The 25904-nt window shown below is 49.0% G+C and carries 43 protein-coding genes, 1 rRNA gene and 2 pseudogenes; 44 read left to right on the forward strand and 2 right to left on the reverse strand.

The window, feature by feature from the left end; genetic code table 11:
* Window position 1 precedes the first annotated feature (1 nt).
* Window positions 2–205 carry a YheV family putative zinc ribbon protein gene (locus BZJ19_RS03240; RefSeq protein WP_077455134.1) on the forward strand — a complete coding sequence of 68 codons (204 nt, stop codon included), beginning with the start codon at window positions 2–4 and terminating at the stop codon, window positions 203–205.
* Window positions 206–255: 50 nt separating this feature from the next.
* Window positions 256–744 (forward strand): peptidylprolyl isomerase, encoded by a 489-nt coding sequence (slyD, locus tag BZJ19_RS03245; protein ID WP_077455135.1) that lies wholly within the window; start codon window positions 256–258, stop codon window positions 742–744.
* 95 nt (window positions 745–839) lie between these two features.
* On the opposite strand, the gene BZJ19_RS03250 is transcribed toward slyD, so the two are convergent.
* Together BZJ19_RS03250 and BZJ19_RS03255 are read right to left on the reverse strand one after the other, a co-directional pair.
* A complete protein-coding gene (locus BZJ19_RS03250) occupies window positions 840–1061 on the reverse strand; it encodes a SlyX family protein (protein ID WP_069589556.1) in 222 nt (73 codons plus the stop codon).
* A 17-nt stretch (window positions 1062–1078) separates the two neighbouring features.
* The gene (locus BZJ19_RS03255; RefSeq protein WP_077674596.1) at window positions 1079–2062 is read right to left on the reverse strand and encodes a WD40 repeat domain-containing protein; all 984 of its coding nucleotides are present in this window, start codon (window positions 2060–2062) and stop codon (window positions 1079–1081) included.
* Between the two features lie 126 nt (window positions 2063–2188).
* Here BZJ19_RS03255 and fkpA point away from each other — a divergent pair, with 126 nt between their 5' ends.
* From fkpA to BZJ19_RS03465, 42 genes and pseudogenes are all read left to right on the forward strand, one after another.
* Complete coding sequence (fkpA, locus tag BZJ19_RS03260; protein WP_069589552.1) at window positions 2189–2977, forward strand: FKBP-type peptidyl-prolyl cis-trans isomerase; 789 nt, start codon at window positions 2189–2191, stop codon at window positions 2975–2977.
* Between the two features lie 125 nt (window positions 2978–3102).
* Window positions 3103–3825, forward strand: a complete 723-nt coding sequence (locus tag BZJ19_RS03265; protein ID WP_069589551.1) for a helix-turn-helix transcriptional regulator — start codon at window positions 3103–3105, stop codon at window positions 3823–3825.
* Window positions 3822–4214, forward strand: coding sequence for a sulfurtransferase complex subunit TusD (gene tusD, locus BZJ19_RS03270; RefSeq protein WP_069589550.1), 393 nt, complete (start codon window positions 3822–3824; stop codon window positions 4212–4214). Before BZJ19_RS03265 ends, tusD begins: the two co-directional genes overlap by 4 nt.
* A gap of 8 nt (window positions 4215–4222) precedes the next feature.
* Window positions 4223–4576: a sulfurtransferase complex subunit TusC gene (gene tusC, locus BZJ19_RS03275; protein WP_077674597.1), complete on the forward strand. Its 354-nt coding sequence runs from the start codon at window positions 4223–4225 to the stop codon at window positions 4574–4576.
* Window positions 4577–4585: 9 nt separating this feature from the next.
* Complete coding sequence (tusB, locus tag BZJ19_RS03280) at window positions 4586–4876, forward strand: sulfurtransferase complex subunit TusB (protein WP_077674598.1); 291 nt, start codon at window positions 4586–4588, stop codon at window positions 4874–4876.
* A 179-nt stretch (window positions 4877–5055) separates the two neighbouring features.
* Window positions 5056–5430, forward strand: a complete 375-nt coding sequence (gene rpsL / locus BZJ19_RS03285; RefSeq protein WP_069589545.1) for a 30S ribosomal protein S12 — start codon at window positions 5056–5058, stop codon at window positions 5428–5430.
* A gap of 97 nt (window positions 5431–5527) precedes the next feature.
* On the forward strand, window positions 5528–5998 hold the full coding sequence (rpsG, locus tag BZJ19_RS03290) for a 30S ribosomal protein S7 (RefSeq protein ID WP_069589544.1): 471 nt from the start codon (window positions 5528–5530) through the stop codon (window positions 5996–5998).
* Between the two features lie 75 nt (window positions 5999–6073).
* Entirely contained in the window at window positions 6074–8170 is a 2097-nt protein-coding gene (gene fusA / locus BZJ19_RS03295; RefSeq protein WP_069589542.1) for an elongation factor G, read from the forward strand.
* Window positions 8171–8273: 103 nt separating this feature from the next.
* Window positions 8274–8477, forward strand: a pseudogene (locus BZJ19_RS17490) (GTP-binding protein); the annotation flags it as partial.
* Window positions 8473–9606: pseudogene (gene tuf / locus BZJ19_RS03305) on the forward strand (elongation factor Tu); the annotation flags it as partial. The pseudogenes BZJ19_RS17490 and tuf, both read left to right, overlap by 5 nt.
* Before the next feature lie 59 nt (window positions 9607–9665).
* A complete protein-coding gene (locus BZJ19_RS03310) occupies window positions 9666–9917 on the forward strand; it encodes an EF-Tu C-terminal domain-related protein (RefSeq protein WP_420876427.1) in 252 nt (83 codons plus the stop codon).
* 205 nt (window positions 9918–10122) lie between these two features.
* Window positions 10123–10314 (forward strand): bacterioferritin-associated ferredoxin, encoded by a 192-nt coding sequence (gene bfd / locus BZJ19_RS03315; RefSeq protein WP_069590747.1) that lies wholly within the window; start codon window positions 10123–10125, stop codon window positions 10312–10314.
* An 81-nt stretch (window positions 10315–10395) separates the two neighbouring features.
* Window positions 10396–10884 (forward strand): bacterioferritin, encoded by a 489-nt coding sequence (gene bfr / locus BZJ19_RS03320; RefSeq protein WP_077674600.1) that lies wholly within the window; start codon window positions 10396–10398, stop codon window positions 10882–10884.
* 352 nt (window positions 10885–11236) lie between these two features.
* Window positions 11237–11548, forward strand: a complete 312-nt coding sequence (gene rpsJ / locus BZJ19_RS03325; protein ID WP_002541412.1) for a 30S ribosomal protein S10 — start codon at window positions 11237–11239, stop codon at window positions 11546–11548.
* A 13-nt stretch (window positions 11549–11561) separates the two neighbouring features.
* Complete coding sequence (gene rplC, locus BZJ19_RS03330; protein WP_077674601.1) at window positions 11562–12191, forward strand: 50S ribosomal protein L3; 630 nt, start codon at window positions 11562–11564, stop codon at window positions 12189–12191.
* 16 nt (window positions 12192–12207) lie between these two features.
* Entirely contained in the window at window positions 12208–12810 is a 603-nt protein-coding gene (gene rplD / locus BZJ19_RS03335; protein WP_069590755.1) for a 50S ribosomal protein L4, read from the forward strand.
* Entirely contained in the window at window positions 12807–13109 is a 303-nt protein-coding gene (gene rplW, locus BZJ19_RS03340) for a 50S ribosomal protein L23 (RefSeq protein WP_069590756.1), read from the forward strand. The genes rplD and rplW overlap by 4 nt, the downstream gene beginning before the upstream one ends.
* A gap of 19 nt (window positions 13110–13128) precedes the next feature.
* Window positions 13129–13953, forward strand: a complete 825-nt coding sequence (gene rplB / locus BZJ19_RS03345; RefSeq protein ID WP_069590757.1) for a 50S ribosomal protein L2 — start codon at window positions 13129–13131, stop codon at window positions 13951–13953.
* Window positions 13954–13973: 20 nt separating this feature from the next.
* Window positions 13974–14252, forward strand: a complete 279-nt coding sequence (gene rpsS, locus BZJ19_RS03350; protein WP_021024467.1) for a 30S ribosomal protein S19 — start codon at window positions 13974–13976, stop codon at window positions 14250–14252.
* Between the two features lie 10 nt (window positions 14253–14262).
* On the forward strand, window positions 14263–14595 hold the full coding sequence (rplV, locus tag BZJ19_RS03355) for a 50S ribosomal protein L22 (protein ID WP_069590759.1): 333 nt from the start codon (window positions 14263–14265) through the stop codon (window positions 14593–14595).
* A gap of 19 nt (window positions 14596–14614) precedes the next feature.
* Entirely contained in the window at window positions 14615–15304 is a 690-nt protein-coding gene (gene rpsC, locus BZJ19_RS03360; protein WP_069590761.1) for a 30S ribosomal protein S3, read from the forward strand.
* Between the two features lie 11 nt (window positions 15305–15315).
* Window positions 15316–15726 carry a 50S ribosomal protein L16 gene (gene rplP, locus BZJ19_RS03365; protein ID WP_069590764.1) on the forward strand — a complete coding sequence of 137 codons (411 nt, stop codon included), beginning with the start codon at window positions 15316–15318 and terminating at the stop codon, window positions 15724–15726.
* Window positions 15726–15917 (forward strand): 50S ribosomal protein L29, encoded by a 192-nt coding sequence (gene rpmC / locus BZJ19_RS03370; RefSeq protein WP_069590766.1) that lies wholly within the window; start codon window positions 15726–15728, stop codon window positions 15915–15917. The genes rplP and rpmC overlap by 1 nt, the downstream gene beginning before the upstream one ends.
* Window positions 15917–16171, forward strand: a complete 255-nt coding sequence (gene rpsQ, locus BZJ19_RS03375) for a 30S ribosomal protein S17 (protein ID WP_069590768.1) — start codon at window positions 15917–15919, stop codon at window positions 16169–16171. The genes rpmC and rpsQ overlap by 1 nt, the downstream gene beginning before the upstream one ends.
* 160 nt (window positions 16172–16331) lie before the next feature.
* Window positions 16332–16703 (forward strand): 50S ribosomal protein L14, encoded by a 372-nt coding sequence (rplN, locus tag BZJ19_RS03380; protein ID WP_069590770.1) that lies wholly within the window; start codon window positions 16332–16334, stop codon window positions 16701–16703.
* An 11-nt stretch (window positions 16704–16714) separates the two neighbouring features.
* Entirely contained in the window at window positions 16715–17029 is a 315-nt protein-coding gene (rplX, locus tag BZJ19_RS03385; protein WP_069590772.1) for a 50S ribosomal protein L24, read from the forward strand.
* Between the two features lie 15 nt (window positions 17030–17044).
* A complete protein-coding gene (gene rplE / locus BZJ19_RS03390) occupies window positions 17045–17584 on the forward strand; it encodes a 50S ribosomal protein L5 (RefSeq protein WP_077458125.1) in 540 nt (179 codons plus the stop codon).
* 17 nt (window positions 17585–17601) lie between these two features.
* Window positions 17602–17907: a 30S ribosomal protein S14 gene (gene rpsN, locus BZJ19_RS03395; protein ID WP_069590785.1), complete on the forward strand. Its 306-nt coding sequence runs from the start codon at window positions 17602–17604 to the stop codon at window positions 17905–17907.
* Window positions 17908–17930: 23 nt separating this feature from the next.
* The gene (gene rpsH, locus BZJ19_RS03400; RefSeq protein ID WP_077458127.1) at window positions 17931–18323 is read left to right on the forward strand and encodes a 30S ribosomal protein S8; all 393 of its coding nucleotides are present in this window, start codon (window positions 17931–17933) and stop codon (window positions 18321–18323) included.
* A 13-nt stretch (window positions 18324–18336) separates the two neighbouring features.
* Window positions 18337–18870, forward strand: a complete 534-nt coding sequence (gene rplF, locus BZJ19_RS03405; protein ID WP_077674602.1) for a 50S ribosomal protein L6 — start codon at window positions 18337–18339, stop codon at window positions 18868–18870.
* A gap of 9 nt (window positions 18871–18879) precedes the next feature.
* Window positions 18880–19233: a 50S ribosomal protein L18 gene (gene rplR, locus BZJ19_RS03410; protein ID WP_077674603.1), complete on the forward strand. Its 354-nt coding sequence runs from the start codon at window positions 18880–18882 to the stop codon at window positions 19231–19233.
* A 12-nt stretch (window positions 19234–19245) separates the two neighbouring features.
* Window positions 19246–19743 carry a 30S ribosomal protein S5 gene (gene rpsE, locus BZJ19_RS03415; RefSeq protein ID WP_077458131.1) on the forward strand — a complete coding sequence of 166 codons (498 nt, stop codon included), beginning with the start codon at window positions 19246–19248 and terminating at the stop codon, window positions 19741–19743.
* 6 nt (window positions 19744–19749) lie between these two features.
* A complete protein-coding gene (rpmD, locus tag BZJ19_RS03420) occupies window positions 19750–19929 on the forward strand; it encodes a 50S ribosomal protein L30 (RefSeq protein ID WP_069590791.1) in 180 nt (59 codons plus the stop codon).
* Between the two features lie 4 nt (window positions 19930–19933).
* Window positions 19934–20368 (forward strand): 50S ribosomal protein L15, encoded by a 435-nt coding sequence (gene rplO, locus BZJ19_RS03425; protein WP_077458133.1) that lies wholly within the window; start codon window positions 19934–19936, stop codon window positions 20366–20368.
* 22 nt (window positions 20369–20390) lie between these two features.
* On the forward strand, window positions 20391–21716 hold the full coding sequence (gene secY, locus BZJ19_RS03430) for a preprotein translocase subunit SecY (RefSeq protein ID WP_069590794.1): 1326 nt from the start codon (window positions 20391–20393) through the stop codon (window positions 21714–21716).
* Window positions 21717–21743: 27 nt separating this feature from the next.
* Window positions 21744–21857 carry a 50S ribosomal protein L36 gene (gene rpmJ / locus BZJ19_RS03435; RefSeq protein ID WP_000868186.1) on the forward strand — a complete coding sequence of 38 codons (114 nt, stop codon included), beginning with the start codon at window positions 21744–21746 and terminating at the stop codon, window positions 21855–21857.
* Between the two features lie 146 nt (window positions 21858–22003).
* A complete protein-coding gene (gene rpsM, locus BZJ19_RS03440) occupies window positions 22004–22360 on the forward strand; it encodes a 30S ribosomal protein S13 (protein WP_077458135.1) in 357 nt (118 codons plus the stop codon).
* An 18-nt stretch (window positions 22361–22378) separates the two neighbouring features.
* Complete coding sequence (rpsK, locus tag BZJ19_RS03445) at window positions 22379–22768, forward strand: 30S ribosomal protein S11 (protein ID WP_077458138.1); 390 nt, start codon at window positions 22379–22381, stop codon at window positions 22766–22768.
* 40 nt (window positions 22769–22808) lie between these two features.
* Window positions 22809–23429, forward strand: a complete 621-nt coding sequence (gene rpsD, locus BZJ19_RS03450) for a 30S ribosomal protein S4 (RefSeq protein WP_069590800.1) — start codon at window positions 22809–22811, stop codon at window positions 23427–23429.
* 23 nt (window positions 23430–23452) lie between these two features.
* On the forward strand, window positions 23453–24442 hold the full coding sequence (locus BZJ19_RS03455; RefSeq protein WP_077663516.1) for a DNA-directed RNA polymerase subunit alpha: 990 nt from the start codon (window positions 23453–23455) through the stop codon (window positions 24440–24442).
* A 35-nt stretch (window positions 24443–24477) separates the two neighbouring features.
* Complete coding sequence (gene rplQ, locus BZJ19_RS03460) at window positions 24478–24864, forward strand: 50S ribosomal protein L17 (protein WP_069590805.1); 387 nt, start codon at window positions 24478–24480, stop codon at window positions 24862–24864.
* Between the two features lie 850 nt (window positions 24865–25714).
* Window positions 25715–25904: ribosomal RNA gene (locus BZJ19_RS03465) — 16S ribosomal RNA — on the forward strand; the annotation flags it as partial.

The raw sequence follows: 25904 nt of genomic DNA on the forward strand, positions 1-25904 counted from the left end.
TGTGAAAAAGCGCTTTATTGCTGGGGCGGCGTGCCCCAAATGTCAGCGCCAAGATACCTTGCGGGTCTGGCGTGAAAACAATATTGACAAAGTGGAATGTGTCAGCTGCGATTACCATGAGAGTCGGCTTCCGGATTCGGCACAGCAGTCACAGTCTGAAACCCCGCCGGCAGAGAATGTCATTGGGATCTTTAAACCGGAGTAGGGAATCCGTTATCATCGGCAGTCCATTAACCTTCCGGTCTCGGAGCGAGCATGAAAATTGCAAATGATGTGGTGGTCAGCCTGGCCTACCAAGTAAAAAATGAAGACGGTGCGTTAGTTGATGAATCAACAGCGCAAGAACCCCTCCAGTACCTACACGGTCACCGTAACCTGATCGTTGGTCTGGAAAAGGCACTGGAAGGTCGTGAGAAAGGCGACGCGTTTGAAGTGACTGTAGGTCCTGACGACGCATACGGTGAGTATCAAGAAGCCATGGTACAACGTGTACCGGCGAACGTATTCCAAGGCGTAGACCAAGTGGAAGTCGGCATGCGCTTTATGGCGGAAACTGACCAAGGTCAGATCCCGGTTGAAGTCACCGAAGTTGACGGTGACGAAGTTGTTGTTGATGCCAATCACATGCTGGCAGGCCAAACTCTGTCATTCTCTGTGGAAGTGGTTGATCTACGTGCAGCAACCGAAGACGAAATTGCTCATGGCCACATTCACCAAGAAGGTGGCTGCGGTCACGATCACTAATCAGTGATTAGCAACGAGAAAAGGCGCCGGTTTGGCGCCTTTTTTTATTTCATATCCACCGTCTTCAGGTGTGTATCGACACCAGCGCTTGGCAATTAATAATGCGGCGGTGGGGTTTCTTCCGATTGGCTGGCGATGTTGGCCGGCGCGACGTCTTTCAGTTTGCCGACCAAATACTGAATTTGCACTGTCATACGCTCAATATCGCCTTGCTGCTGGGTGAGAGCGTCATTGAGCTGTTCTATTGTGTCTTCTTGAAACGCGACCTTGCACTCTAGATCGTCAATTTGTTGCTGTAATTTGCCAATCTCACTCATTTTTGTTTCTCACTGCATTAAGGGGTGTCGGTTAACCAAGCTTGGGCGATGCCCGCCGAGGTGCCGGAAATCACACGGCCGGTTGGGTCGATAGCGACATCATACACGACCGCGCTGGGAGGGCGAGTATTGGGTTGAGCCAATGCCTCCCAACGCCCTAGATTCTCACCGGTCTTAACATCCCAAAGCTCGACCCGCTGTGAGGGAGTACCGGTTGCGAGTCGACGGCCGTCATCGGAAAAGCGTGCACTGGCATAAATCGCTTGGCGCGCAAAGATATCCAGTTGACTGACCTTCTCACCGCTGGGTAAGGCCCAGATAATTGCTTGATTGCTGCCATCCGAGACAAAGGCATACTTCCCTTCCCGTTGCAGCGCCACTTGCTTCACCCGTTGGTCATAAGGAAAGTCGTTGATAATTTGCCCGGAACTGGTGTCCCAAAAATAGGCATGATGATCATTGCCCCCTGAGAGGACGTAAGCGCCGTTCGGGGAAATGGCGACCGCATTGACTTTATCGCGATGGGCAAGGAACTCTAAGCGTCTTCCTGTGCCTAAGTCGATGAATAGCGCTTTGCCGTCCGACATCGCGAGGACCACTTTTTGGCCGTTGTTGCTGATAGCCGCATCACGGATAATGCCTTCAGAGACCGACCACAAGCCCTCGGCTTGGCTCCAGGCAAGATCCCAGACAGCAAAATTTTGCGCGGTCGCGGTGATGGCATAGCGTTTATTGTCGGAGATATGGCTGACCACCACAGGGTTTGCATTCGGATCTTGGGGCCCTAGATCCGCCAGTTTTTGGTTGGTGACCAGATCCCACAGCACAATGTCGGTTTCTTCGGAGGCGAGCAGCGCAAATCGCCCGTCTCGACTCAGGCTAAAGCTGGTGGCGCCTTCAGGATGGATTGACCAACGCTGGGCTTCTTTGCCAGACTGCCAACAGCCAGTTAGCGTGATGGCGATGAGAAAAATGCAAACAATGTGGCGAATTTTGGGCATGATGCTTGAGTTCCGAAACGTGCAGCCATATAACCACGAGTATATTGATAGAATCAGGCTTTCGCATTGTTGATGCGTCAGTGACAACCATACGAGGATTTATCCTTACCATCAACGGAGTACCCAATGAAATCAGTAATGAAGATGTCGCTACTCGCGGCAACTGTTGCCCTTGCCGTCGGCTGTCAACAAGACGACGCCAACGTCGAGCAGACGAACCAAGCCGCTGAGCAGGCGCAAGCGGAAGCGTCGTTTGCTAATGATGACGACAAGGCAGCCTACGCGATTGGTGCGTCTTTAGCGCAATACCTCAACGCCAACCTAGAGCAACAAGCCGACATCGGTTTGGATTTAGATAAAGAGTTGGTATTGCAAGGGGTGCAGGACGTCTTTAATGGCGAATCCAAGCTGACCGACGAGCAAGCGCAAGCGGCACTGCAGTCACTCGATCAACGCGTGACTGAGCTGGCTCAGCAACAAGCTAAAGAGAAAGCAGAAGCTGCGCTGGCAGACGGTGAAAAGTATCGCACTGAATTTGCGAGCCAAGAGGGCGTGAAAGAAACCGAATCTGGCTTGTTATACAAAGTGGATAGCTTAGGTGACGGTAAAAAGCCCGCGGCGGAAGACACTGTGGTGGTGCACTACAAAGGCACGCTAACGGATGGTACCCAATTTGATAGCTCTTACGATCGTGGCGAGCCAGCAACCTTCCCGCTTAATCGTGTGATCCCAGGTTGGACCGAAGGGGTGCAGCTGATGCCGGTTGGATCTAAATTTACCTTCGTGATCCCGCCAGAGCTGGCTTACGGTGACCAAGATACGGCGTCCATTCCTGCTAACTCAACGCTCGTGTTTGATGTTGAGCTACTGGAAATCAAAGATGATGCCAACAAAGAGAAGGCGAGTGAAGGGTAAACCTGACGCTTGTTTTCGCGCCAAAATGCCTCGGCTTTGCCGGGGCTTTTGCTTTTTTAGGGCTGGATTCTGTTAAACTTGGCTGAGATAAACACAGATTCACTGTCGAATAAGGATAGGCGTACGTGGTACCGACAGAGCATTTTGGCGCAGAAATCATGACAGAAAGCGAGCTCATTGAGCCGAATCCATTTACTGCGCAAGACAGTGTGATTTTACACTCTTATGCCGCGGTCGTAGACGGCTTGGCTGCGCTAATTGGCGAGCATTGTGAAATCGTACTGCACTCGCTAGAAGACTTGAACAAGTCAGCAATCAAAATTGCCAATGGTGAAAACACCGGTCGCCAAGTGGGGTCTCCCATCACGGATTTGGCCTTACGGATGTTGCGGGACATTGAAGGGTCTGAGCGTAATTTTTCTCGCGCCTACTTTACACGCGCGAAAAGTGGCACCTTAATGAAATCGATCACGGTTGCCATCCGCAATGGTGAAAGCCGCATTATCGGGCTGTTATGTATCAATATAAACTTGGATGCCCCTTTCTCTCAGGTGCTGCAAGCGTTTATGCCTGATGATCAAGCCAAGCAAGCTGCGTCATCGGTTAACTTTGCCAGTGATGTAGAAGAGCTGGTGGATCAAACCGTTGAGCGTACCATTGAAGAAGTCAACGCGGATAAAAGCGTGTCTAATAACACCAAAAACCGCCAAATAGTGATGGCGCTTTATGATAAAGGGATCTTTGATATCAAAGATGCTATTCATCGTGTCGCTGATAGGCTCAACATATCGAAGCACACTGTGTACCTTTACGTGCGCCAACGCAAAACGGGAGACGGGGAAAAATGAGCCTCAATTACGTACTCGTGGTCTCAGAGCCGGCTTATGGGACGCAACTTGCGCGTACGGCCTATCAATTTGCGTGTGCGGCCATTGCCAAAGGACACAGTGTCAGCAAAGTGTTTTTCTACCAAGATGGCGTATTAAACGGGGCTGCGACAACGGTGCCTGCGAATGACGAATTTGACTTGGTTAATGCATGGCAGACCTTAGCCAATGAACATCAGGTACAACTCGAAACCTGTGTGGCTGCCGCATTACGTCGAGGTATTGTGAGTGAGCAAGAAGCGATGCAGCATGGCTTGTCACAAGCTAACCTGGCTGATGGGTATCAACAAGCTGGTCTCGGTGCCTTGGCAGAAGCCTTGTTGACAGCCGATCGTGTACTGCAATTTTAAGAGGACGTATGCAACTCGGGTTTGTTTTTTCAACTGCACCGCATGGCTCAGCGAGCGGACGTGAGGGGTTAGATGCGCTGTTGGCGGCATCCGCTTTTTGCGAAACGATTAGCGTGTTCTTCATTGGCGATGGAGTGATGCAATTGATTGATGGGCAGCGCCCAAGCACAGTGCTGAGTCGCGATTATATTGCCAGCTTTAAAATGCTACCGCTGTGTGATGTCGAAGATATCTATATTTGCCAAGCGTCACTGACGGCAAGAGGCATGGGTGATGCGGCGCGCGTGTTGACGGGCGAAGTACTGAAACGTGAACACATTCAGGCACAGCTCGCTCGCTGTGATCGCATCCTGCATTTTTAAGAGAGTCAGATGCTACATATTATCAAATCGTCCCCTTATGCAACGCATGCGCTGTCGCACTGTTTGGCGTATGCCACTACTGACAGTGTCATCGTCTTGATCAATGATGCAGTCCTCGGCGCACTGGCTGAGAGTCCTTTGGATGCGGCGCTTTTTACAGATAACCGTTCGGTTTATGTGCTCGAAGAAGATGTGATGGCCCGTGGGGTACAAGCGCATCTACATCCGCAAGTTAAACAGATTGATATGCAAGGGTTGGTTCAACTCACCGAGGATCACGTCACGCAAATGACATGGTGATCGACTAGGCTATCGAAGGATAAAAATGCCTTCCTTGCTATCGGTGAAAAAACAGACGATGCAAAGATCTCTGTATAAATCTTGACACCCTATAAGTCGGCGCCTAAAATTTCGCGTCCCCGTTTTATTGGGGATAGATTTTTCACACTTATACGTTAAGTAATATCAGGAGCTATTTAATGGCAACTATTAACCAGCTGGTACGCAAACCACGCCTGAAGCAAGTTGCGAAAAGCAACGTGCCTGCGCTGGAAGCGTGTCCGCAAAAACGTGGTGTTTGTACTCGTGTTTACACCACTACGCCAAAAAAACCAAACTCAGCACTGCGTAAAGTATGCCGTGTGCGTTTGACTAACGGTTACGAAGTAACCTCATACATCGGTGGTGAAGGCCACAACCTGCAAGAGCACAGCGTTGTGCTTATCCGCGGCGGTCGTGTAAAAGACTTGCCGGGTGTGCGTTACCACACTGTTCGTGGCGCACTTGACTGTGCAGGCGTTAACGGCCGTAAACAAGGTCGTTCTAAGTACGGTGTGAAGCGTCCTAAGTCTTAATGGATTCCGTTAAGTAAGGCCAAACACTCAAACAATTGAATTTTGAAAAAACTGAAAAGTTTTGGATAAAACCTGAAGAAGACAACGGAGATAATCCATGCCACGTCGTCGCGTAATTGGTCAGCGTAAAATTCTTCCAGATCCTAAGTTCGGATCAGAATTGCTGGCAAAATTTGTGAACATCCTGATGGTTGACGGTAAGAAGTCAACTGCTGAAAAAATCGTTTACGGTGCACTAGACATCATGGCTGAGCGTTCTGGTAAAGAGCACTTGGCTGTATTCGAACAAGCTCTTGAAAACGTACGCCCAGCGGTCGAGGTTAAATCTCGCCGTGTAGGTGGTTCAACTTACCAAGTACCAGTAGAAGTACGTCCTGTGCGTCGTAACGCGCTGGCTATGCGTTGGTTGGTTGAAGCTGCTCGTAAGCGTGGTGAAAAATCTATGGCTCAGCGCCTGGCCAACGAGATGCTTGATGCGTCTGAAAACAAAGGTACTGCTGTTAAGAAACGTGAAGACGTTCACCGTATGGCAGACGCGAACAAAGCGTTCGCACATTACCGCTGGTAATGCCTTCATGGCGCGTCACTTCGGTGGCGCGCCGAACCCATTTTCTAAGGTTAACCTTAGTAAGAGGATACTATTGTGGCTCGTAAAACCCCTATCGAGCGCTACCGTAACATCGGTATTTGTGCTCACGTAGACGCCGGTAAAACCACGACTACCGAGCGGATCCTGTTCTACACAGGTCTGTCACACAAAATCGGTGAGGTTCATGACGGCGCAGCAACCATGGACTGGATGTCGCAGGAGCAAGAGCGCGGCATTACTATCACCTCTGCAGCAACTACCACTTTCTGGGCAGGTTCTGATCAACAATTTGAACAGCACCGTGTCAACATCATCGATACTCCAGGACACGTTGACTTCACTATCGAAGTAGAGCGTTCACTGCGTGTTCTTGATGGTGCGGTTGTTGTTTTCTGTGGTTCTTCTGGTGTTGAGCCTCAGTCTGAAACCGTATGGCGTCAGGCTGACAAATACGAAGTTCCACGCATGGTTTTCGTCAACAAGATGGACCGTGCGGGCGCAGACTTCCTACGCGTTGTTGATCAAATCAAAAACCGCCTTGGCGCGACTCCTGTGCCAATTCACTTGAACATTGGCGCAGAAGACCAGTTCAAGGGCGTTATTGATCTGATCAAAATGAAAGCGATCAACTGGAATGAAGAAGACATGGGTATGACTTATACCTATGAAGAGATTCCAGCTGAGCTTCAAGAGCAAGCAGAAGAGTGGCACAACTTCTTGGTTGAGTCTGCTGCAGAAGCGTCTGAAGAGCTGATGGACAAGTACCTTGAAGAAGGTGAGCTGTCTGAAGAAGAAATCAAGAAGGCGCTGCGTCAGCGTACTCTAGATAACGAAATCGTACTGGCAACCTGTGGTTCTGCATTTAAGAACAAAGGTGTTCAGGCAGTACTGGATGCGGTTATTGAATACTTGCCTTCACCAATCGACGTTAAGTCAATTAAAGGTGAAGACGAAGCTGGTAACCCAATTGAGCGTCACGCGGACGACAAAGAACCGTTCTCAGCGTTGGCATTCAAAATTGCAACTGACCCATTCGTAGGTACGCTGACCTTTATGCGTGTTTACTCGGGCGTTGTTAACTCAGGCGACACTGTTTACAACTCTGTTAAGCAGAAGCGTGAGCGTCTAGGCCGTATCGTACAGATGCACTCGAACAAGCGTGAAGAAATCAAAGAAATTCGCGCCGGTGACATTGCAGCTGCAATCGGTCTAAAAGACGTGACCACGGGTGATACTCTGTGTGCGATGGATTCAAAAGTAATCCTAGAGCGTATGGAATTCCCTGATCCAGTTATTCAGATCGCGGTTGAGCCTAAGTCTAAAGCAGACCAAGAGAAAATGGGTATCGCACTAGGTAAACTAGCAGCAGAAGATCCATCTTTCCGCGTTGAGTCTGACGAAGAGTCTGGCCAGACCCTGATCTCTGGTATGGGTGAACTTCACCTAGACATCATCGTTGACCGTATGCGTCGTGAGTTTAACGTTGAATGTAACGTTGGTAAGCCTCAGGTAGCGTACCGTGAAACTATCCGTGGTAGCACGGAAGTTGAAGGCAAGTTCGTTAAGCAATCAGGTGGTCGTGGTCAGTTTGGTCACGTATGGCTGAAGCTTGAGCCATCTGAGCCAAACGAAGGCTTTGTCTTTGTCGACGAAATCGTTGGTGGTGTGGTTCCACGTGAATACATCGGCGCGGTAGCGAAAGGCGTTGAAGAGCAAATGGCAAACGGTGTACTTGCCGGTTACCCTGTGCTTGACGTTAAAGCAACCCTGTACGATGGTTCTTACCACGATGTTGACTCCAACGAAATGGCGTTTAAGATCGCTGCATCAATGGCATTCAAGAAAGGTGCACTGCAAGCGCAACCTGTTATGCTTGAGCCAATGATGAAAGTAGAAGTAACTACGCCAGAAGAGTGGATGGGTGACGTTGTTGGTGACTTGAACCGTCGCCGTGGCCTGATTGGCGGTATGGACGAGGGCCCAGCGGGTCTGAAGATCGTACGTGCTCAGGTACCACTGTCTGAAATGTTCGGTTACGCCACTGACCTGCGTAGTGCAACTCAGGGTCGTGCTTCATACTCAATGGAATTCAGCGAGTATGGCGAAGTGCCTAAGAACATTGCCGACGCCCTGATTGCAGAGCGTAGCTAATTTTTATTAGTCTCGATGCCGGCGTGTTGTCGGCATCCAATACTGACTTCTGAGCTAGTTAGGTGTTGATACCTTTAGCTCACAACTAGGAAGGAAGACGATCGTGTCTAAAGAAAAATTTGAACGTACGAAACCGCACGTTAACGTTGGTACTATCGGCCACGTTGACCACGGTAAAACTACTCTGACTGCCGCTATCTGTACTGTACTTGCAAAAGTACACGGTGGTGCAGCGCGTGACTTCGCATCAATCGATAACGCACCAGAAGAGCGTGAGCGTGGTATCACCATCGCGACTTCGCNTGTCTAAAGAAAAATTTGAACGTACGAAACCGCACGTTAACGTTGGTACTATCGGCCACGTTGACCACGGTAAAACTACTCTGACTGCCGCTATCTGTACTGTACTTGCAAAAGTACACGGTGGTGCAGCGCGTGACTTCGCATCAATCGATAACGCACCAGAAGAGCGTGAGCGTGGTATCACCATCGCGACTTCGCACGTAGAATACGATACGCCAACTCGCCACTACGCGCACGTTGACTGCCCAGGGCACGCCGACTACGTGAAAAACATGATCACCGGTGCAGCGCAAATGGACGGTGGTATCCTAGTAGTAGCAGCGACTGATGGCCCAATGCCACAGACTCGTGAGCACATCCTGCTAGGCCGTCAGGTAGGCATCCCATACATCATCGTATTCATGAACAAATGTGACATGGTTGATGATGAAGAGCTACTTGAGCTAGTTGAAATGGAAGTACGTGAGCTGCTTTCAGAGTATGACTTCCCAGGTGACGACTGCCCAGTTATCCAAGGTTCAGCGCTAGGCGCTCTGAACGGTGAAGAGCAGTGGGAACAGAAAATTGTTGAGCTAGCGGAAGCACTGGATTCTTACATCCCAGAGCCAGAGCGTGCAATCGACAAGCCGTTCATCCTGCCAATCGAAGACGTATTCTCAATCCAAGGCCGTGGTACCGTAGTAACTGGTCGTGTTGAGCAAGGCATCATCACCGTTGGTGACGAAGTAGAAATCGTGGGCATGAAAGACACCACCAAGACCACTTGTACTGGTGTTGAAATGTTCCGTAAGCTTCTAGACGAAGGCCGTGCAGGTGAGAACGTTGGTGTTCTTCTGCGTGGTACTAAGCGTGACGAAGTTGAGCGTGGTCAAGTACTGGCGAAGCCTGGTTCAATCACCCCGCACACCAAGTTCGAGTCAGAAGTATACGTACTGTCTAAAGACGAAGGCGGCCGTCATACTCCGTTCTTCAAAGGCTACCGTCCACAGTTCTACTTCCGTACAACTGACGTGACCGGTACTATCGAACTGCCAGAAGGCGTTGAGATGGTAATGCCTGGCGACAACATCAAGATGGCTGTTGAGTTGATCGCGCCAATCGCGATGGACGAAGGTCTACGTNGCGTGGTCAAGTACTGGCGAAGCCTGGTTCAATCACCCCGCACACCAAGTTCGAGTCAGAAGTATACGTACTGTCTAAAGACGAAGGCGGCCGTCATACTCCGTTCTTCAAAGGCTACCGTCCACAGTTCTACTTCCGTACAACTGACGTGACCGGTACTATCGAACTGCCAGAAGGCGTTGAGATGGTAATGCCTGGCGACAACATCAAGATGGTTGTTGAGTTGATCGCGCCAATCGCGATGGACGAAGGTCTACGTTTCGCTATCCGTGAAGGTGGCCGTACCGTAGGTGCTGGTGTTGTTGCTAACATCATCGCGTAATGCGTTGAGTTAAAAACATACCACTGAAAAGGAGCGCATTGCGCTCCTTTTTTTATGTCAGTATCCCAGGTATGGCGCTTTGGCTTTATGCGACCTTTTTGTTTGTGTAGCTATTGCGTAAATAATCAATTGTTATATGAAAACCCTTTACCTGAAGCGCAATGCAAACTATTCTCGTTATAGTTTATGTTGTAGGGTGAGAATGATGTTTGTATGTATTTGCCATGCTGTATCGGATAAAACCATTAAGCAACTTGTGAATCAACAAGGCGTGACCAGCATTCGCGAATTGCGTCGGCTCACTCCGCTGGGTTCACAGTGTGGTAAATGTGTGCGTCAGGCAAAAGAGGTGATTCACGATCAGGTGCAAGTGATTACATTACAGCAAGCCAGCTAACTCAGCAGTACTGAGTAAAATTTGACAGCCTCCTTATGGGTTCTACAGTTGATAAATAGAACCCATAAGGAGGCTTTTGCCATGAAAGGCGACCCAAAATCGATTGCGTTTTTAAATACCGTGCTCGGCAATGAACTTATTGCCATCAACCAGTACTTCCTTCATGCACGTATGTTCAAAGACTGGGGCTTAAAAGTTATTGCCCATAAAGAGTATGAAGAGTCGATCGATGAGATGAAGCACGCGGACAAGTTGATTGAACGCATCTTGTTCTTAGAAGGGATACCGAACTTACAAGACTTAGGTAAATTACGCATCGGTGAAGATACGCAAGAAATTTTTGAGTGTGACCTCGCGCTAGAGATGCAAGCGCACGAAGACTTGAAAGAAGCGATTGCCTACACCGAAAGCATACGTGATTACGTCTCGCGAGATTTGTTCCAGTATATTCTCGATGATGAGGAAGAGCACATTGATTGGCTGGAGACTCAGCTAGGTCTGATTGATAAAGTGGGACTTGAAAATTATAACCAAGCGCAGATGATTGAAGATGTGAGCGATAAAGACTAAGGCGAGGCTTACGCTATCGCGGTAGATGAACGCACCCAATGGGTGCGTTTTTGTTTGGGCTTATTTTTTAACCAAGACTTGCAATAGGGCGCGGCATCGGTATAATGCTGCGCACTGCTTAAGTCTTCGGACTTCCGACGCAGTTGTGAACCAATGAGCATCGAGGAATGGAACAGTAAACTGTTCGTTTAATGTATACTCCGCTTATGTTCGCAGTCATAATATAATGGCTGACAATGTGCCTAATTTTGGCACTACGGTTTCACATAAATTAATCGGCATTCCCTCGCTCTAGTGAGGCGGAATGGCGATATTGTTTGTGTAAAAATTTTTGAATTTGGAGCTCTGTCTCATGCAGAACCAACGTATCCGTATCCGCCTAAAGGCGTTCGATCATCGTTTGATCGATCAGTCTACCGCGGAAATCGTTGAAACCGCTAAGCGCACTGGCGCACAGGTTAAGGGTCCAATCCCTCTACCTACTCGTAAAGAGCGCTTCACCGTTCTTATTTCTCCGCACGTAAACAAAGACGCACGTGACCAGTACGAGATTCGTACTCACAAACGTCTGATCGACATCGTTGAGCCAACAGACAAGACTGTTGACGCTCTGATGCGTCTTGACCTTGCTGCGGGCGTTGATGTTCAAATCAGCCTGGGCTAAGGGGGAGTAGATAATGATTGGTCTAGTCGGTCGTAAAGTCGGTATGACTCGTATCTTCAACGAAGATGGCGTATCTATTCCGGTAACCGTAGTTGAAGTTGAAGCGAACCGTGTTGCTCAGGTGCGTAAGCCTGAAGTTGACGGTTATGCCGCAATTCAAGTTACTACAGGCGCGAAGAAAGCAAACCGTGTAAACAAGGCACAAGCTGGCCACTTTGCGAAAGCAGGTGTTGAAGCGGGCCGCGGTCTGTGGGAATTCCGTCTGGAAAATGGTGAAGAGTTCGAAGTTGGCGCTGAGCTAAACGTTGATCTATTCGCTGAAATCAAAAAAGTAGACGTTACTGGCACGTCAAAAGGTAAGGGCTTCCAAGGCGGCGTTAAGCGTTGGAATTTCCGTACTCAAGACATGAGCCACGGTAACTCTTTGTCTCACCGTGCTCCTGGTTCTATCGGTCAATGTCAGACTCCAGGTCGCGTATTCAAAGGCAAAAAAATGGCAGGTCACATGGGTGCTGAGCGTGTAACGACTCAAAACCTAGAGATCGTACGTGTTGACGCTGAGCGCAATCTGCTTCTTATTAAAGGTGCAGTACCAGGTGCTACAGGTGGCAACGTGATCGTTAAACCAGCCGTTAAAGCGTAACGTCGAGGAGATAGTAATGGAATTGGTAGTCAAAGGCGCCGACGCGCTAACTGTTTCCGAAACTACCTTCGGGCGTGAATTCAACGAAGCCCTGGTTCACCAGGTAGTCGTTGCATACGCAGCTGGTGCCCGTCAAGGTACTCGCGCTCAGAAAACTCGTTCAGACGTATCTGGTGGCGGTGCTAAGCCATGGCGTCAGAAGGGTACTGGTCGCGCCCGTGCAGGTACAATCCGCAGCCCAATCTGGCGCAGCGGTGGTGTCACTTTCGCAGCTCGTCCTCAGGACCACAGCCAGAAAGTTAACAAAAAGATGTACCGTGGTGCTCTGAAGAGCATTCTGTCAGAGCTAGTTCGTCAAGAGCGTTTGATCGTTGTTGATAACTTCTCTGTTGAAGCACCAAAAACTAAAGAGCTTGTCGCTAAGCTGAAAGAGCTTGAGCTGAACGACGCTCTGATCGTAACTGCAGAAGTTGATGAGAATCTGTTCCTTGCTGCACGTAACCTGTACAAGGTTGACGTACGCGATGCAGGTACCATCGACCCAGTTAGCTTGATCGCTTTCGACAAAGTCGTGATGACTGCTGAAGCAGTTAAACAAGTTGAGGAGATGCTGGCATGATCACTGAAGAGCGTATCCTAAAAGTTCTGCGTGCTCCGCACATCTCTGAAAAAGCAACTATGGCTGCTGAAAGCGCGAACACTATCGTGTTTAAAGTAGCTAAAGAAGCAACTAAGAAAGAGATCAAAGCGGCAGTTGAAAAACTGTTCGAAGTTGAAGTTAAGTCTGTTCGTACCCTAGTAGTTAAGGGTAAGACCAAACGTCAAGGTATGCGCGAAGGTCGCCGTAGCGATTGGAAAAAAGCGTACGTTATCTTGAAAGAAGGTCAGGACATCGACTTCGTTGGCGGCGCAGAGTAAGACGGAGGAGTAACAGCAAATGGCTATTATCAAATGTAAGCCGACTTCACCGGGTCGTCGTCACCTTGTTAAAGTGGTTAACCCAGATCTTTATAAGGGTAAACCATACGCACCACTACTAGAGAAAAACTCTAAGTCTGGTGGTCGTAATAACAACGGTCGAATCACAGTGCGTCATATCGGTGGTGGTCACAAACATCATTACCGTGTAATTGACTTCAAACGTACTAAAGACGGCATCCCAGCGAAAGTTGAGCGTCTTGAATACGATCCAAACCGCAGTGCAAACATCGCGCTTGTACTTTATGCGGATGGTGAACGTCGTTACATCATTGCACCTAAAGGCCTAAAAGCCGGTGATCAGATCCAATCTGGTGCAGATGCAGCTATCAAGGTAGGTAACACCCTGCCAATGCGTAACATCCCAGTGGGTTCTACTATCCACAACATCGAGCTGAAACCTGGTAAAGGCGCTCAGCTTGCACGTTCTGCGGGTGCTTATGCTCAGATCGTTGCTCGTGACGGTGCATATGTCACACTCCGCCTGCGCAGCGGTGAAATGCGTAAAGTTCTTGCTGAAGGTCGTGCGACCCTAGGCGAAGTGGGTAATTCAGAGCACATGCTACGCGAACTGGGTAAAGCCGGTGCGTCACGCTGGAAAGGCGTACGTCCAAGCGTACGTGGTGTTGCAATGAACCCAGTTGACCACCCACACGGTGGTGGTGAAGGCCGTACCTCAGGTGGTCGTCACCCAGTATCACCTTGGGGTATGCCAACTAAAGGCTTCAAGACCCGTAAGAACAAACGTACCGACAAGTACATCGTACGTCGTCGTAACAAGTAATTATTATCAGAGGATAAGCCATGCCACGTTCTCTCAAGAAAGGTCCTTTTATTGACCTGCACTTGCTGAAGAAGGTAGAGAAAGCGGTGGAAAGCGGTGACAAGAAGCCTTTAAAGACTTGGTCCCGTCGTTCAATGATCATCCCACAGATGATCGGATTGACCATCGCTGTCCATAATGGTCGTCAGCATGTACCCGTTTTCGTTTCTGAAGAAATGATCGGTCACAAGCTGGGCGAGTTTGCACCAACACGTACTTATCGCGGCCACGCTGCTGATAAGAAAGCTAAGAAGCGTTAAGGGGTAAGAAATGGAAGCTATTGCTAAACATCGCTTTGCTCGTATCTCGCCTCAAAAAGCACGTTTGGTTGCGGATCAAGTGCGCGGTAAAGACGTAGCACAAGCACTAGAAATTCTAACCTTCAGCAACAAAAAAGCGGCTGATCTGGTTAAGAAAGTGTTGGAATCTGCTATTGCAAACGCCGAGCATAACGAAGGTGCGGATATCGACGATCTAAGCGTCGCCAAAGTCTTCGTTGATGAAGGCCCAATCATGAAGCGTATTATGCCTCGTGCAAAAGGCCGTGCCGATCGCATCTTGAAGCGTTCTAGCCACATCACTGTTGTTGTAGCAGACCGCTAAGAGACGAGGAGATAAAGCAATGGGTCAAAAAGTACATCCTAATGGTATTCGTCTAGGCATCGTTAAGCCTTGGAATTCCACTTGGTTTGCTAATAACCAAGATTTCGCTGACAACCTAGACGGCGACTTTAAGGTACGTCAGTTCTTGACTAACGAACTGAAAAAAGCGTCAGTATCTCGCATCGTTATCGAGCGCCCTGCCAAGAGCATCCGTGTGACCATTCACACTGCACGCCCTGGTGTGGTTATCGGTAAGAAAGGCGAAGACGTTGAGAAGCTACGCGCACATGTTGCGAAACTAGCCGGTGTACCAGCGCAAATCAACATCGCTGAAGTACGTAAGCCAGAGCTGGACGCGCAACTTGTTGGCGACAGCATCGCTTCTCAGCTAGAGCGCCGTGTTATGTTCCGTCGTGCGATGAAGCGCGCGGTACAAAACGCAATGCGTCTAGGTGCCAAAGGTATCAAAGTAGAAGTAAGCGGCCGTCTAGGCGGTGCTGAAATTGCTCGTACCGAGTGGTACCGTGAAGGCCGTGTGCCACTGCACACACTTCGTGCTGACATTGATTACGCAACTTCTTCTGCTCACACCACTTACGGTGTTATCGGCATTAAAACCTGGATCTTCAAAGGTGAAGTTCTAGGCGGAATGGCTGAAGTGGAGCAAAAGGCTGACAAGCCGAAGAAGCAGCGTAAAGGCCGTAAGTAAGGAGTCTATCGATGCTTCAACCAAAACGTACTAAGTTCCGCAAGACTTTTAAAGGTCGTAACCGCGGTCTGGCGCACGGTACTGACGTAAGCTTCGGTACCTATGGCCTGAAAGCTGTTGGTCGCGGTCGTATCACTGCGCGTCAAATTGAGGCGGCTCGTCGTGCGATGACTCGTCACATTAAACGTCAGGGTCAAATCTGGATCCGTATCTTCCCAGACAAACCAATTACTGGTAAGCCGTTGGAAGTTCGTATGGGTAAGGGTAAAGGTTCAGTAGATTACTGGGTTGCCCAAATCCAACCAGGTAAAGTCCTGTACGAAATGGATGGTGTTCCTGAATCACTGGCTCGCGAAGCGTTTGAACTGGCTTCACGTAAGCTACCGATCAAAACCACTTTCGTAACTAAGGCGGTGATGTGATGAAAGCACAAGAACTACGTGAAAAGACTGTTGAGCAGCTGAACGAAGAGCTGATGGGTCTGCTGCGTGAGCAGTTTAACCTGCGCATGCAAGCGGCTACTGGCCAGCTTCAGCAAACTCACACTCTTAAAGCTGTTCGTCGCGATATCGCACGTGTTAAAACCGTATTGACTGAGAAGGCTAGCGCATAATGAGCGAGAACATCCGCACTCAGCAAGGTCGCGTTGTCAGCGACAAAGGCGATAAGACTATCGTTGTTGCTATCGAGCGTTTTGTGAAACACCCTATCTACGGTAAGTACATCAAGCGCACGACCAAGCTGCACGTTCACGATGAATCTAACGAGTGTAACCAAGGTGACACTGTAGAAGTTCGTGAGTGTCGTCCAATCTCTAAGACTAAGTCTTGGACATTGGTTCGCGTTGTTGAAAAAGCGCGCATCTAAGCGATTTTTCAAACAATATAAGTCAAACGGCTCTCATTTGGGGGGCCGTTTATTTTTTTATCTACCCATCCGGTCAAAATAGTGTTATTATTCGCCGCCCTTGTAATAAGGCAGCCCGACCCGAGATGGGTCTAGATGTAATAACAGCGGAGCACTAACAATGATCCAAATGCAAAGTATGCTGGACGCAGCCGATAACTCCGGCGCTCGCAGTGTAATGTGTATTAAGGTTCTGGGTGGCTCTCACCGTCGTTACGCCCATGTTGGCGACATCATCAAAGTTACCGTTAAGGAAGCAATTCCACGCGGTAAAGTGAAAAAAGGTGATGTGCTTAAGGCGGTGGTAGTTCGCACCCGTAAAGGCGTACGTCGTCCAGACGGCTCTGTCATTCGCTTCGACCGTAATGCTTGCGTGTTGTTGAACAACACGAACGAGCAACCAGTCGGCACACGTATCTTTGGCCCTGTGACACGCGAACTTCGTACTGAAAAGTTCATGAAGATTGTGTCTCTGGCGCCTGAAGTTCTGTAAGGAGCGATCTCATGGCAGCTAAAATCCGTCGTAACGACGAAGTTATCGTTCTTGTCGGTAAAGACAAAGGCAAGAAAGGTAAAGTATCTAAGGTTCTACCGACCGGTAAAGTTATCGTTGAAGGTATTAACCTCGTTAAGAAACACCAGAAGCCTGTTCCGGCTCTGGGCGTTCAAGGTGGCATCGTAGAAAAAGAAGCCGCTATTGACGTTTCAAACGTGGCAATCTTTAACGCAGCAGCTGGTAAAGGTGACCGTGTAGGCTTCCGATTTGAAGACGGCAAAAAAGTACGTTTTTTCAAATCGACTGGCGAAACTATTAAGTAATTCTGGAGTAGTACAATGGCGAAACTGCATGATTACTACAAAGAGACCGTTGTAGCTGAGCTTTCTAAGCAATTTGGCTACAAGAGCATCATGCAAGTCCCAAGGATCGAAAAGATCACCCTTAACATGGGTGTGGGCGAAGCTCTGAACGACAAAAAACTGCTTGAAAATGCAGCTGCTGATATGACCGCTATCGCTGGTCAAAAGCCGCTGATCACCAAAGCACGTAAGTCAGTTGCAGGCTTTAAGATCCGTGAGGGCTACCCGATTGGTTGTAAAGTAACCCTACGTGGCGAGCGTATGTGGGACTTCTTTGAGCGTCTAATCGCAATCGCAGTTCCTCGTATCCGTGACTTCCGTGGTCTGAACCCGAAAGCGTTCGACGGTCGCGGTAACTACAGCATGGGCGTTCGCGAGCAAATCATCTTCCCTGAGATTGACTACGATAAAGTCGATCGTATCCGTGGTCTTGATATTACTATCACTACCACTGCAGGTACTGATGAGGAAGGTCGAGCTCTGCTGGCTGCCTTTAACTTCCCATTCCGTAAGTAAGGTGAAGGGTTACTGTTATGGCTAAAAAATCCATGAAAGCACGTGATGTAAAGCGTGCGAAGCTCGCAGCCCGTTACGCTGAAAAGCGTGATAACCTGCGTGCGATCATCAAGAATGTAAACACGTCAGACGAAGAGCGTTGGGACGCAGTCCTGAAGCTTCAGTCGCTACCGCGTGATTCTGCGAAGTCTCGTCAGCGTAACCGCTGTAACCAGACTGGTCGTCCACATGGCTACCTACGCAAATTCGGTCTAAGCCGAATCAAGGTTCGTGAAGCTTGCATGAAAGGCGAGATTCCGGGTCTGCGTAAGGCAAGCTGGTAATTGAATCACGGGAGTAAAGACTTATGAGCATGCAAGATCCGATCTCGGATATGCTGACCCGCCTTCGCAACGGTCAGGCAGCAAAAAAAGTTGCTGTAAAAATGCCTTCGTCAAAGCTGAAAGTGGCAATTGCTGAGCTACTAAAAGCAGAAGGTTACGTGGCTGAGTACGCTGTAAGTGGCGAAGCGAAGCCTGAACTGGAAGTGACGTTGAAATACTTCGAATCTAAACCAGTTATCGAGCAAATCCAACGTGTTAGCCGTCCAGGTCTGCGCATCTACAAAAAGAAAGATGAGCTTCCTTCTGTGATGGGTGGCCTTGGTATTGCAGTTGTTTCAACTTCGAAAGGTTTGATGACCGATCGCGCAGCTCGCAAAGCGGGTCTGGGCGGTGAAATCATCTGCTACGTAGCTTAATAAGGAGTAGGAAATGTCTCGTGTTGCAAAAGCACCTGTCGTAGTTCCTGCCGGCGTAGAGGTGAAACTTAACGGTCAGGACATCACTGTAAAAGGAAGCAAAGGCGAACTTAGCCGTACGCTTCACAATATGGTGGCAGTAAACCAAGAAGACAACACCATTACCTTCGCACCAAGTGTAGAGCACGCCAAAGCATGGGCTCATGCTGGTACTGCTCGCGCACTGGTTAACAGCATGGTTGTTGGTGTGACAGAAGGCTTTACCAAGAAGCTAATCCTGAAGGGTGTTGGTTACCGTGCAACTGTTGCGGGTAACAAACTTAACCTGACACTTGGCTTCTCTCACCCAGTAGAACACGTTCTACCTGAGGGTATTAAGGCAGAGTGCCCAAGCCAAACTGAAATTGTTATCAGCGGTGCTGATAAACAAGCTGTTGGCCAGGTCGCTGCTGAAATCCGCGCATACCGCAAGCCAGAGCCTTACAAAGGCAAAGGCGTTCGTTACTCTGACGAAGTTGTGCGTACTAAAGAAGCTAAGAAGAAGTAAGGTAACACTATGGATAAGAAAGCATCTCGTATCCGTCGTGCGACCAAAGCACGACGCAAGATCGCGGAAATGGGTGCGACTCGCCTGGTGGTACACCGTACTCCACGTCATGTGTACGCACAGGTTATCGCTGGTAACGGCGCGGAAGTCATCGCCGCCGCTTCTACCGTAGAAAAAGCGATCCGTGAACAAGTTAAGAGCACCGGTAACAAAGACGCCGCAGCAGCAGTAGGTAAAATCATTGCTGAGCGTGCGAAGGAAAAAGGCATCGAAACTGTTGCTTTTGACCGTTCCGGTTTCCAATACCACGGCCGTGTGGCTGCACTGGCAGATGCTGCCCGTGAAGCTGGTCTGAAATTCTAAGGTAGGTGGAAGATGGCTAACGATAAACAACAAAGTGATTTGCATGAAAAGCTGATCGCTGTAAACCGTGTTTCTAAAACGGTTAAAGGTGGTCGCATCTTTACCTTCACCGCCCTGACTGTGGTTGGTGATGGTAACGGTCGCGTTGGTTTCGGTTACGGTAAAGCCCGTGAAGTACCAGCAGCGATTCAGAAATCAATGGAAAAAGCGCGCCGTAACATGATTACTGTTGCGCTGAATGAAGGTACTCTTCACCACGCTGTTAAAGGCCGCCACACTGGTTCTAAAGTGTACATGCAGCCAGCATCAGAAGGTACGGGTATCATCGCCGGTGGTGCGATGCGTGCTGTGCTTGAGGTTGCGGGCGTTCAAGACGTTCTGGCCAAAGCATACGGTTCTACCAACCCAATCAACATCGTTCGTGCAACGATTGATGGTCTGGGTGGTATGAAGTCTCCAGAGATGGTAGCTGCTAAGCGTGGCATGCCTGTTAACGAAATTCTGGGGTAATACGACATGGCTAAGACAATTAAAGTAACACAGACTCGTAGCGCTATCGGCCGTTTGCCGAAGCACAAAGCGACCCTGCGTGGCTTGGGCCTACGTCGCATCAACCACACTGTTGAACTTGAAGATACTCCGTGCGTGCGCGGTATGATCAATCAAGTCAACTACATGGTTAAAGTGGAGGAGTAATCACATGCGTTTGAATACTCTATCTCCGGCTGCAGGCTCAAAGCCTTCTGCTAAGCGTGTAGGCCGTGGTATTGGTTCAGGTCTGGGTAAAACTGGTGGCCGTGGTCACAAAGGTCAGAAATCACGTTCAGGTGGTTCTGTACGCCCAGGTTTCGAAGGCGGTCAAATGCCTTTGAAACAGCGTCTGCCAAAATTTGGTTTTACATCGCGCAAGAGCCTAACTTCTGCTGAAGTTCGCCTAAGTGAACTAGCAAAAGTTGAAGGTGACGTGGTAAGCCTAGAGTCACTAAAAGCAGCGAACGTTGTTGCACAAGACACCCGTACGGCGAAAATCGTACTGTCTGGTGAAATCGCTCGCGCTGTGACTGTTAAAGGTGTTCGTGTCACTAAAGGCGCTAAAGCGGCAATCGAAGCTGCAGGCGGTAAAATCGAGGAATAATTAGCTCGAGGACGAGGTACAGATGGCAAAACAACCAGGACAAAACTTCAGTAGTGCAAAAGGCGGGATCGCGGAGCTGAAAAGCCGTCTACTTTTTGTAGCTATGGCATTATTGGTATTCCGTGCCGGCTCTTTTGTGCCAATTCCTGGTATTGACGCTGCTGTACTTGCCGATCTGTTCGAACAGCAACAAGGGACCATCATTGACTTGGTAAACATGTTCTCTGGTGGTGCCCTTGAGCGTGCTTCGATACTGGCACTGGGGATCATGCCGTACATCTCGGCATCGATCATTGTCCAGTTACTGTCAGTGGTTCACCCCGCGTTAGCGGAGTTGAAGAAAGAGGGCGAATCTGGCCGTCGTAAGATAAGCCAGTACACCCGCTACGGCACGCTTGTGTTGGCAACCTTCCAAGCAATTGGAATTGCGACCGGGTTACCAAGTATGATGCCAGGTCTGGTGATTAATCCAGGTCCTGCTTTTTACTTTACTGCGGTAGTCAGTTTGGTCACAGGCACCATGTTCCTGATGTGGTTGGGTGAACAAATTACCGAACGCGGTATTGGTAATGGTATCTCGCTGATTATTTTCACCGGGATTGTCGCAGGTCTGCCACCGGCAATTGGACAGACAATAGAGCAAGCGCGTCAAGGCGACATGTCTCCGCTTCTCTTGCTAGGTATTGCTGTTATCGCGTTGGCGGTAATCTACTTTGTGGTCTTCATGGAGCGTGGTCAACGTCGTATCGTCGTTAACTATGCGAAGCGCCAACAAGGTCGTCGTGTCTTTGCAGCGCAAAGCACGCACTTGCCACTGAAAATTAACATGGCAGGGGTTATCCCAGCGATCTTTGCATCAAGTATTATTTTGTTCCCTGGCACACTTGCTAACTGGTTTGGTAAGGGTGATCAGACAAGCTGGCTGACCGATGTGTCTTTGGCACTAAGTCCCGGCCAACCGGCTTACGTAATACTTTATGCGGCGGCGATTATCTTCTTCTGCTTTTTCTATACAGCGTTGGTGTTCAACCCACGTGAAACAGCAGATAACTTGAAGAAGTCAGGAGCGTTCGTACCTGGTATTCGCCCGGGTGAGCAGACTGCTAAATACATTGATAAAGTGATGACACGTTTGACCCTTGCGGGCGCCATGTACATTACCTTTATCTGTCTGATCCCCGAGTTCATGATGATTGCGTGGGATGTCCACTTCTACTTTGGTGGTACATCACTACTTATCGTAGTAGTCGTAATCATGGACTTTATGGCTCAAGTTCAGACTCATTTGATGTCTCAACAATATGAGTCCGTGTTGAAAAAAGCCAACCTTAAAGGCTACGGCCGCTAATAGGTTGTCTATTTACGGAGTTTAGCAATGAAAGTTCGTGCTTCCGTTAAGAAAATCTGCCGTAACTGTAAAGTGATCAAGCGTAACGGTGTCGTTCGCGTGATCTGCAGTGAGCCTAAGCACAAGCAGCGCCAAGGCTAATAGCAGAATATTTTTCTTGCAAAATGAGGTCAGGCTGGCTACATTAGCCAGCCCACCTTTTGTATGTGCAAAAGAAGTGGTTATGCCGCTGCGTATCCTCAACGGGCTCTGCAGCGGTTCTACTTGAAAAGTACTAGGAGTGAATAGTGGCCCGTATAGCAGGCATTAACATTCCTGATCAAAAGCACGCTGTAATCGCACTGACTGCGATTTACGGTGTCGGCAAAACTACCTCTCAGGCTATCCTAGCCGAAGTGGGTATTGCTGAAAGCACTAAGATCAGTGAACTATCAGAAGAGCAGATCGACCAGTTGCGTGACGGTGTAGCCAAGTACACTGTAGAAGGCGATCTACGTCGTGAAATTTCCATGAACATCAAGCGTCTTATGGACCTTGGCTGTTACCGCGGTTTGCGTCATCGTCGCAGCTTGCCACTTCGTGGCCAGCGTACGAAGACCAACGCACGTACCCGTAAGGGTCCGCGCAAACCGATCAAGAAATAATCGGGGTAGGTAAGTACTATGGCTAAACAACCAACTCGCGCACGTAAACGCGTACGCAAGCAAGTTGCTGATGGCGTTGCGCACATTCATGCGTCTTTCAACAACACAATCGTTACGATCACTGACCGTCAAGGCAACGCTCTAGCATGGGCTACTGCCGGTGGTTCAGGTTTCCGTGGTTCTCGTAAGTCGACTCCATATGCTGCACAGGTTGCTGCAGAGCGTTGTGGTGAGATGGCGAAAGAATACGGCCTGAAAAACCTCGAAGTGATGGTTAAAGGTCCAGGTCCAGGTCGCGAATCCACTATCCGTGCCCTGAACGCGGCGGGCTACCGCATCACTAACATTGTTGATGCGACTCCGATCCCGCACAACGGTTGTCGTCCACCTAAGAAACGCCGCGTTTAATCACGCTTAGTGCTGTTTCTTAGAATATTGGAGAAAGATCATGGCAAGATATTTGGGTCCTAAGCTGAAGCTTAGCCGTCGCGAAGGTACTGACTTGTTCCTTAAGTCAGGCGTACGCGCGATTGATACCAAGTGTAAAATTGATAACGTCCCAGGCGTTCACGGTCAGCGTCGCGGCCGTCTGTCTGACTATGGCGTTCAGCTTCGCGAGAAGCAAAAAGTACGTCGTATCTACGGCGTAATGGAAAAGCAGTTCCGTAACTACTACAAAGATGCTGCCCGTATTAAAGGTAACACAGGTGAAAACCTGCTTCAGCTTCTTGAAGGTCGCCTAGACAACGTAGTTTACCGCATGGGATTTGGTGCAACTCGCGCCGAAGCTCGCCAGCTGGTAAGCCACAAAGCGATCCTAGTTAACGGCAAAGTTGTTAACGTACCTTCTTTCAAGGTTTCGGCAAACGACGTTGTTAGCATTCGTGAGAAAGCTAAGAACCAAGCGCGCATCAAAGCAGCACTAGAAATCGCTGCACAGCGCGAGCTGCCAACTTGGATCGAAGTAGACAGCAAGAAGATGGAAGGCACATTCAAGCGCCTACCAGAGCGTTCTGATTTGTCTGCTGACATCAACGAACACCTGATCGTCGAGCTTTACTCTAAGTAAGGCTAAACTAAAGAGAGGACATAATGCAGGGTTCTGTAACAGAATTTCTTAAGCCGCGTCTGGTTGATATCGAACAAGTCAGCTCTACGCACGCAAAAGTAACTCTTGAACCTCTAGAGCGTGGCTTTGGCCATACTCTGGGGAATGCGCTACGTCGTATCCTACTTTCATCAATGCCAGGCTGTGCGGTGACGGAAGTTGAAATTGACGGCGTACTGCACGAGTACAGCACCAAAGAAGGGGTTCAGGAAGATATCCTGGAAATCCTACTTAACCTTAAAGGCCTAGCCGTTAAGGTTGAGGGTAAAGATGAAGTTATCCTTACTCTGACCAAGTCTGGTGCAGGCCCTGTTGTTGCAGGCGACATCACCCATGATGGTGGTGTTGAGATTGCGAACCCAGAACACGTTATCTGCCACCTGACTGATGCAAACGCTGAAATTAGCATGCGTATCAAGGTAGAACGTGGTCGTGGCTATGTACCAGCGTCTGCGCGCATTCACAGCGAAGACGACGAGCGTCCAATCGGTCGCTTGCTTGTTGATGCAACGTTCAGCCCAGTAGACCGTATTGCTTACAACGTTGAAGCAGCACGTGTTGAACAGCGTACTGACCTCGACAAGCTCGTTATCGATATGGAAACTAACGGTACACTGGATCCTGAGGAAGCGATTCGCCGTGCAGCAACCATTCTAGCTGAACAGCTAGATGCGTTTGTTGACCTGCGAGACGTGCGCGTCCCTGAGGAGAAAGAAGAGAAGCCAGAGTTCGATCCGATCCTACTGCGTCCTGTAGACGATCTTGAACTAACTGTTCGCTCTGCCAACTGTTTGAAAGCAGAAGCGATTCACTATATCGGTGATCTGGTACAGCGTACTGAGGTTGAGCTTCTGAAAACGCCAAACCTTGGTAAGAAGTCTTTGACTGAAATTAAAGACGTGCTGGCTTCACGTGGTCTGTCTCTAGGTATGCGCCTAGAAAACTGGCCGCCAGCATCAATCGCTGAAGATTAATCAGATACTGATTATTTAGTTAGAAGGATTAGGTCATGCGCCATCGTAAGAGTGGTCGTCAACTCAATCGCAACAGCAGCCATCGTAAAGCGATGTTCAGCAACATGGCTAGCTCGCTGGTAACTCACGAAGTTATCAAAACAACTCTGCCTAAGGCAAAAGAGCTGCGTCGCGTTATTGAACCGTTGATTACCCTAGCTAAGAACGACAGTGTTGCTAACCGTCGTCTTGCATTCGCTCGCACTCGTAACGACGAAGTTGTAGCGAAGCTTTTCAATGAACTCGGCCCACGTTTTGCTTCACGTGCTGGCGGTTACACTCGCATTCTTAAATGCGGTGTTCGCTCAGGTGATAAAGCCCCTATGGCTTACATCGAGCTCGTTGATCGCCCAGAGCAAAAAGCTGAGGAAGCTGCAGAGTAATTCTTTACTCTTGTAGATAAGCTAGAAAAGCCAGGCCTAGTGCCTGGCTTTTTCTTTATCTATTAGGCGTTTCGTCAAACCTTTAGCGCAACCCAGCTTAATATAGGTATTAAAAGTGTCATTTTAACCATTTTCGTCGGTTATTCGCGCAAAGTGCTTAAAAAGAGCACACTCGATAAAAAAGATGTGATTTAGTGTTGACGGGGGTCACGATTTCTATAGAATGCCGCCCTACTTAACGCCGACAACGCGTTAGGGGAGTCAAGAAGAGGTTTTGTTTTCGCCGGTTGGCATCAACAAAAAGATAAAATTTCTTCTTGACTTCATCGGCAAGGCGAGTAATATACGCAGCCCTGACCGAGCGAAGCAACGCTTCGCAAGTCAACGCTCTTTAACAATTTGACCTATGCAATCTGTGTGGGCACTCGNCTCAGCGGCCATGGCGGGGCAAAAAATCAAATAAAAATAAACGCTTGACGTCAGTTTTTAAATGAGTAAGAGAGCCCAGCTACTTAACGCCGACAACGCGTTAGGGGAGTCAAGAAGAGGTTTTGTTTTCGCCGGTTGGCATCAACAAAAAGATAAAATTTCTTCTTGACTTCATCGGCAAGGCGAGTAATATACGCAGCCCTGACCGAGCGAAGCAACGCTTCGCAAGTCAACGCTCTTTAACAATTTGACCTATGCAATCTGTGTGGGCACTCGTTGAGAATAGACAAAAAGATTTATTCGATGAACTGAGTGACCAAACGATAACTTTTAGTTATTCGGCACAGTCAATTCGTTTTTCTCTTCGGAGAGAAACAGTAATCAGTATTCATTGAGCTGAAACTTCGGTTTCGAAAAACTTTAATTGAAGAGTTTGATCATGGCTCAGATTGAACGCTGGCGGCAGGCCTAACACATGCAAGTCGAGCGGAAACGGCAGTATTGAAGCTTCGGTGGATTTACTGGACGTCGAGCGGCGGACGGGTGAGTAACGGCTGGGAACCTGCCCTGACGAGGGGGATAACCGTTGGAAACGACGGCTAATACCGCAT

It is taken from the genome of Salinivibrio proteolyticus, from assembly GCF_001996165.1.
Taxonomy (GTDB): domain Bacteria; phylum Pseudomonadota; class Gammaproteobacteria; order Enterobacterales; family Vibrionaceae; genus Salinivibrio; species Salinivibrio proteolyticus.